Source organism: Thioalkalivibrio sp. (assembly GCF_041690275.1).
In the GTDB taxonomy this organism is placed as follows: Bacteria; Pseudomonadota; Gammaproteobacteria; order Ectothiorhodospirales; family Ectothiorhodospiraceae; genus Thioalkalivibrio.
Window position 1 is genome coordinate 1 of the sequence record NZ_JAWLHP010000071.1, and the last position, 6,778, is coordinate 6,778.

The window sequence follows — 6,778 nt, forward strand, 5'->3', positions numbered from 1 at the left end:
GCACCGAAGGAGGCCAGCCCCGGGCGACCATCCCCGGTGCCTGACCACCGGAAGGGCTCGCCTCCTACTGGCGCCGGTACACGTCCTCGAAGCGCTCGATGTCGTCCTCTTCGAGGTACTCCCCGACCTGCACCTCGATGATCTGCAGCGGGATCCTGCCCCGGTTTTCCAGCCGGTGGCGCACCCCGATCGGGATGTAGGTGCTCTCGTTCGGGGCCACGGTGAAGAGGTCCTCGCCCCGGGTCACGGTGGCGGTCCCCGACACCACGATCCAGTGCTCCGAGCGGTGCTGGTGCCGCTGCAGGCTCAGGCTCGCGCCAGGCGTGACCGAGATGCGCTTCATCTTGTATCCGGGCGTATCCTCCAGCACCGTGTAGCTCCCCCAGGGGCGCTGCACGGTCAGGTGCAGGCGGCACTCCGCGGCGTCACGGCGGCTGAGCTCGTCCACCACCTCGCGCACGCGCTGGGTCTGCCCCCGGGGCGCGACCAGGATCGCGTCGGCCGTCTCCACCACGCACAGGTCGCGCACGCCCACCGCGGCCACCAGCCGCCGGTCACCGTGCACCATGGTGTTCTCGCAGTCGATCGCGAGCGCGTTGCCGTGCAGCGCATTGCCGTGTTCATCCTGGACCGCGAGATCGTGTACCGCGTCCCAGCTCCCGACGTCCGACCAGCCGATGTCGCAGGGGACCAGCAGCACCCGATCGGAGCGTTCCAGCACCCCGTAGTCGATCGAGATCGAGGGCATTGCATCGAAGTGGGCCTCCACCGCGGGCTGCGCATCTTCTCCACCGGCATCCACCCATTCCGACCGGATGCGCTCCAGCACCGCATGCACCTCCGGCAAATGCCGCTGCACCTCGGCGAGGATGCTGGATGCCTTCCACACGAACATGCCGGAGTTCCACCAGTAGTTCCCATCGGCCAGAAACCCCTCCGCCGTCGCGAGGTCCGGCTTCTCGGTGAAGCGCTCCACCGGCGCCACGGCGCTGCCGTCCGTGACTGCACGGATGTACCCGTAGCCGGTCTCCGGACCGGTCGGGCGGATCCCGAAGGTCACCAGCGCGCCGTCCTCGGCCGCCGAGATCGCGCGGTTCAGGGCCTCGTGGAAGGCCGGCCGGTCGCGGATCACGTGGTCCGCAGGCAACACCACCATCACCGGGTCATCCCCGTTGCGGCTCAGCCAGGCCGCCGCCAGCGCGATCGCCGGTGCGGTGTTGCGGCCCACGGGTTCAAGCAGCTTCTGGAAGTCGTGCAGGGCCTGGTAGGCCTCGCCGCGTGCATGCTCCGCGCCGGTGACGATCAGCGCGTTGGCCGCATCCACCACCGGCTGCAGCCGGTCCAGCGTCGCCTCCAGCAGCGAACGCTCGCCCTCGATGCGCAGAAACTGCTTGGGCAACTGCCGCCGGGACAGCGGCCACAGCCGCGTACCACTGCCGCCGGCCAGAATCACTGCATGAACCATGACTGTCACACCCCGTTTGCGTTGTTCACCGCCCCCTCTCCCGCCGTCGGGAGAGGGGGGTCAGGACCCCGTAGGGTGGGCCAAGCGGAGCGGGCCCACCGTCCGGAGAGTGGTGGGCCCGCTGCGCTTGGCCCACCCTACAGACTATTGGGTGGGCCGGGGATTCCCGGCGATCAGCGCGGCGATCTCCGCTACGCGGCGCTCCACCTCGGCCGCATCTCCGCGCGTCTCCACGTTCAGGCGCAGCAACGGCTCCGTGTTCGAGCCGCGCAGGTTGAACCGCCACTCCGGAAACTCCAGGCTGATCCCGTCGGTGCGGTCCACCACCGGATTCTTCGGCTGATAATACGCGAGCACCCGCTCAATCACCGGGGCCACCGCCGGCACCCGGTAGTTGATCTCCCCGCTGCAGGGATAGGCGGCCATGCGCGCGTCCACCAGGTCCGCGAGCGGGCGGCCGGTGCGGCTGATCAGCTCGGCGACCAGCAGCCACGGGATCATGCCGCTGTCGCAGTAGGCGAAGTCGCGGAAGTAGTGATGCGCGCTCATCTCGCCGCCGTAGACCGCGTCCTCAAGCCGCAGGCGCTCCTTCATGAAGGCGTGACCGGTCTTGGACTGCACCGGCACGCCGCCCGCGGAACGAACCTGATCGATGGTGTTCCAGGTCAGCCGCGGATCGTGCAGGATCTTCGCCCCCGGGTGCTTCGCCAGCATCATCTCGGCCAGCAGTCCGACGAGGTAGTAGCCCTCGATGAAGCGCCCGCCGGCGTCGAAGAGGAAACAGCGGTCAAAGTCGCCATCCCAGGCGATCCCGAAGTCGGCGCCGTGCTCGACCACCGCCGCCGCGGTGGCAGCCCGGCGCTCCCGCAGCAGGGGGTTGGGCACGCCATTCGGGAAGTTGCCGTCCGGCTGCTCGTTGATCAGCGCGAACTCGAGCGGCGCCAGCCGTTCCGCCAGCCGCTGCATTACCGGCCCGGCCGCGCCGTTGCCCGGGTCGGCGACGATCTTCAGCCGCCGCAGCGCGGTGCGGTCGACGTAGCCGAGCAGGTGCTCGATGTAGGCGGTCTTGTCCGCGTCAACATGGACGGGGCCGCCAGTCGCCGGCCCCGTCCGCGTCGACAGGCTGCCCGACGCGATCCGTTCGCGGATTCCGAGCAGGCCGCTGTCCCCGCTGATCGGGCGGGCGCCCTCCCGCACCAGCTTCATGCCGTTGTAGCCCTTCGGGTTGTGGCTGGCGGTCACCATGATCCCGCCGTCCGCACCCTGGTGGACCGTGCCGAAGTAGACCTCCTCGGTACCGCACAGGCCGATGTCGACCACCTCCGCGCCGCTGGCGGTCAGGCCGCGGATCAGGGCATCGGCCAGCATCGGGCTCTCCAGCCGCATGTCGCGCCCGACCACCACGCGACGCGCGCCCATTTCAGCGACGAAGGCACGACCGATGTCACCTGCCAGGTCCGCGTCGAGCTGCTCCGGGACCTTGCCGCGGATGTCGTAGGCCATGAAGCAGGAGAGATCGCGCATCCGTGGTTCCGGTCCGTCTCGCTTGCGAGGGATGCGGCCGGACTCAGCGCCCGACACCGTAATAGACGAACCCGCCCGCGGCCATGCTCTCCGGCGGGTACTGGTTGCGGCCGTCGAAGATCACCGGATCCGGGCGCATCAGGCGGCGCATTGCATCAAAGTCGGGGTGACGGAAGGGCTTCCATTCGGTCACCAGCGCCAGCGCATCGACGTCCTCCAGGGCGTCGTACTGGTGGTTCACCAATGTCAGCCGCCCGTCCTCGAACCACTCGTCCGGCAGCTCCTGGCGCGCCACCTCCATCGCCACCGGGTCGTAGGCACGAACCCGGGCGCCGGCGTCGATCAACTGGCGCAGCAGCACCTTGGATGGCGCCTCGCGCATGTCGTCCGTGCCCGGCTTGAAGGCCAGCCCCCACATCCCCAGCGTGCGCCCGGAGAGCTGCGGGCCATAGTGTGCGGTGATCTTGCCGAACAGGTAGCCCTTCTGTGCGTCGTTGCGCCCTTCCACCGCCTCCAGAAGCTGCGGATGGAAGTCGTAGTCCGCGGACATGCGGATCAGCGCCTTCACGTCCTTCGGGAAGCAGGAGCCACCGTAGCCGCAGCCGGGATAGATGAAGGAGTAGCCGATGCGGCTGTCCGACCCGATGCCGACACGCACGTTCTCCACGTCGACATTCATGCGGTCGCAGAGGTTCGCGACCTCGTTCATGAAGGAGATCTTGGTCGCCAGCATCGCGTTGGCGACGTACTTGGTCATCTCGGCATCGCGCACGCCCATCACCAGCAGGCGCTCATGGCTGCGGCGCGTGAAATCGGCGTAGAGCTCGCGCATCATGTCGATCGCGCGTTCGCTCTCCGCGCCGACCACGATGCGATCCGGTTTCATGAAGTCGTTGATCGCGGCGCCTTCCTTCAGGAATTCCGGGTTGGACACGACGTCGAACTCGACCCCCATCCCACGCCGGTCCAGCTCTTCCTGGATCACCGCGCGCACCCGGTCGGCGGTGCCCACCGGCACGGTGGACTTGTCCACCACCACCCCGTAGCGGTCCAGGTGCCTCCCGATCTCGCGCGCGACCGCCAGCACGTATTGCAGGTCGGCGGAACCGTCCTCGCCGGGCGGGGTGCCCACCGCGATGAAGTAGATGTCCGAGCCCTGCATCGCCTCGGGCAGCGAGGTGGTGAAGTCCAGCCGCTTTTCGGCGGCGTTGTTCGCCACCATCGCGTCCAGCCCGGGCTCGTAGATCGGCAGGATGTTGTTCTTCAGGTTCTCGATCTTGCGGTTGTCCACGTCCACGCAGGTCACGTTGTGGCCCATTTCCGCGAAACAGGTTCCGGTGACCAGCCCCACATAGCCGGTACCAACGACGGTCAGATTCATTTCGGATTCCCCGAGACAGTTGAATGATCAAGGCGCCGGCAGGCTGCAAACCCACCCCGCAGAAACGCCCCGTTTTTATCAGATTTCGATGACAACCGGTGGTCCCTCCCCAAGCCGCGGCCCGTAGGGTGGGCCAAGCGCAGCGGGCCCACCATCGGCCCCGGTGGGTGCGCTTCGCTTCACCCACCCTACATCCCACCCGACCGCGCGGACCGGTAGGGTGGGCCAAGCGCAGCGGGCCCACCATCGGCCCTGGTGGGTGCGCTTCGCTTCACCCACCCTACATCGCACCGAACCGTTGAACCCGTAGGGTGGGCCAAGCGCAGCGGGCCCACCATCGGCCCGGTGGGTGCGCTTCGCTTCACCCACCCTACATCCCACCCGACCGGTCGAACCCGTAGGGTGGGCCTAGCGCAGCGGGCCCACCATCGGCCCCGGTGGGTGCGCTTCGCTTCACCCACCCTACATCCCACCCGACCGGTCGAACCGGAAACCCACCACCCATGCATTCCTAAAGCGGCCCGACCAGGCCAATCTTGAGCATGCGGACCATGCCGCGCCTCCAGCATTCAACGCGCCCGTGTGATCGCGTGCACCGGCAGCGTCACCTGCATCATGTTCAGCAGCACCACCACGCGCTCCTGGCTGTTGCGGGCCCGGAACAGGGCCTCGAGACCGGCCAGCGGCCCATCGGTGATCAGCACGCGGTCGTTCGGCGCAAAGCCGTCTTCGGGCTGAAGGTCGATGCAGTTCTCCTCGTCCGCCCGCTCCCGCAGCATCTGGATGACCGCATCCGGCACCACCGGCACCCGCTCCCCCATTCGCACCAGCCCGGTCACACCGCGCGTGGAGCGTATCGGCGACCAGTCCTGATCGGTGTCGTCCAGGTTCACGAAGAGGTAGCGCGGAAACATCGACTCGACCACCACCCGGTAGCGCTGCCGTGTCCGCCGCCGGCTGCGAATGCGCGGCCGGAAGACCTCGAAGCCCTGCTTCACCAGCTCCGTCTCCGCCCGCTCGTCCTGCTTCGGCTTGCAATGAACCGCGTACCACTGCTTCACAAAGACAACCTCTTGAAACTCGATCTCGACGGCAGGGTCAGCATCCCTCTCATCCCCAACTTCTCCGCCACTGGCGCCCCCCGGGGACAGATTTGCAAATCTGTCCCGGCCCTTGGCGGCCTTGTCCCGCAGGCGGGAGACGGGAGCTCTCCTCCCCCACTTGCGGGGGAGAGCCGGGGCAGGCGGCCGGACGGAAAGCGCAGGCGCTCAGACCCCGTGGAACTCCCGATACCACTCCACGAAGCGCGCAACACCCTCCTCCACCGTCGTTTGCGGGCGGTAGCCCACGTCGCGGACCAGATCCTCCACGTCCGCGTAGGTATCCGGCACATCGCCCGGTTGCAGCGGCAGCAGATTCTTCTCCGCCTTGCGTCCCAGACAGTCCTCCAGCACCTCGATGTAGTGCATCAGCTCCACCGGCTGCTGGTTGCCGATATTGTAGAGCCGGTAGGGCGCGCGGCTGGTGCCCGGGTCCGGCGCATCGCCGCTCCAGTCCTCGTTCGGCGTGGCGACCCGGTCCAGCGTGCGGATCACGCCCTCGACGATGTCGTCGATGTAGGTGAAGTCGCGCCGGTGGTGACCGTAGTTGAAGACGTCGATCGGCCGCCCCTCGAGAATCGCCTTCGTGAAGAGGAACAGGGCCATGTCCGGCCGGCCCCAGGGCCCGTACACGGTAAAGAAGCGCAGCCCGGTCACCGGCAGCTCGTAGAGGTTCGCGTAGGTGTGGGCCATCAGCTCGTCGGCCTTCTTGCTGGCCGCGTACAGGCTCAGCGGATGATCCACGTTGTGATGCACCGAGAACGGCTGCGCGGTGTTGGCGCCGTAGACCGAGCTGGAACTCGCGTAGACCAGGTGTTCCACGCCGTTGTGCCGGCAGCCCTCGAGGATGTTCGCGAAGCCCACAAGGTTGGTGTTCACGTAGGCGTGCGGATTGATCAGCGAGTAGCGGACGCCGGCCTGTGCCGCGAGGTTCACCACCCGCTGGGGCCGGTGTTCGGCGAAGGCGCGTTCCATGGCCTCGCGGTCGCCGATGTCGATGCGCAGATCCGTGAAACCGGGATGGTCCGCGACCCGCGCCAGCCGCGCCTTCTTCAGTTCAACATCGTAATAGGGATCGAGATTGTCGATCCCGATCACCTCATCGCCCCGCTCCAGCAACCGCAACGCCAGCGCGTTGCCAATGAACCCGGCCGTACCGGTAACCAGTATCTTCAACGTCGCTCTCCCGTTGCCCGAAGATCGCGGATGCTAGCACAGGGTACCGGAGCCCGCGCTGCGCTTCGCCCTCTGGCGCCGGGGGCGAGCGGGTGCTTTGGTGGGCACACTTCGTTTAGCCCACCCTACGGC

The 6,778-nt window shown here is 67.6% G+C and carries 5 protein-coding genes; all 5 read right to left on the reverse strand.

Annotated elements, in window-relative coordinates; translation table 11 throughout:
* Positions 1-64: 64 nt before the first annotated feature.
* The 5 genes from ACESMN_RS11935 to ACESMN_RS11955 all read right to left on the reverse strand — a co-directional run bounded on the left by ACESMN_RS11935 (position 65) and on the right by ACESMN_RS11955 (position 6,646).
* Complete coding sequence (locus tag ACESMN_RS11935; protein ID WP_373053826.1) at positions 65-1,465, reverse strand: mannose-1-phosphate guanylyltransferase/mannose-6-phosphate isomerase; 1,401 nt, start codon at positions 1,463-1,465, stop codon at positions 65-67.
* 144 nt (positions 1,466-1,609) lie between these two features.
* Positions 1,610-2,989 carry a phosphomannomutase gene (locus tag ACESMN_RS11940; protein ID WP_373053827.1) on the reverse strand — a complete coding sequence of 460 codons (1,380 nt, stop codon included), beginning with the start codon at positions 2,987-2,989 and terminating at the stop codon, positions 1,610-1,612.
* Between the two features lie 43 nt (positions 2,990-3,032).
* Positions 3,033-4,370: a UDP-glucose dehydrogenase family protein gene (locus tag ACESMN_RS11945; protein WP_373053828.1), complete on the reverse strand. Its 1,338-nt coding sequence runs from the start codon at positions 4,368-4,370 to the stop codon at positions 3,033-3,035.
* A gap of 569 nt (positions 4,371-4,939) precedes the next feature.
* Positions 4,940-5,431, reverse strand: coding sequence for a transcription/translation regulatory transformer protein RfaH (gene rfaH / locus ACESMN_RS11950; protein ID WP_373053829.1), 492 nt, complete (start codon positions 5,429-5,431; stop codon positions 4,940-4,942).
* Positions 5,432-5,638: 207 nt separating this feature from the next.
* Complete coding sequence (locus tag ACESMN_RS11955; protein WP_373053830.1) at positions 5,639-6,646, reverse strand: NAD-dependent epimerase; 1,008 nt, start codon at positions 6,644-6,646, stop codon at positions 5,639-5,641.
* Between the last annotated feature and the right edge of the window lie 132 nt (positions 6,647-6,778).

Bases quoted from the DNA above. Each gene is read 5' to 3' on its own strand.
- ACESMN_RS11935 (WP_373053826.1), bottom strand. From the start codon at position 1,465: ATGGTTCATGCAGTGATTCTGGCCGGCGGCAGTGGTACGCGGCTGTGG.
- ACESMN_RS11940 (WP_373053827.1), bottom strand. From the start codon at position 2,989: ATGCGCGATCTCTCCTGCTTCATGGCCTACGACATCCGCGGCAAGGTC.
- ACESMN_RS11945 (WP_373053828.1), bottom strand. From the start codon at position 4,370: ATGAATCTGACCGTCGTTGGTACCGGCTATGTGGGGCTGGTCACCGGA.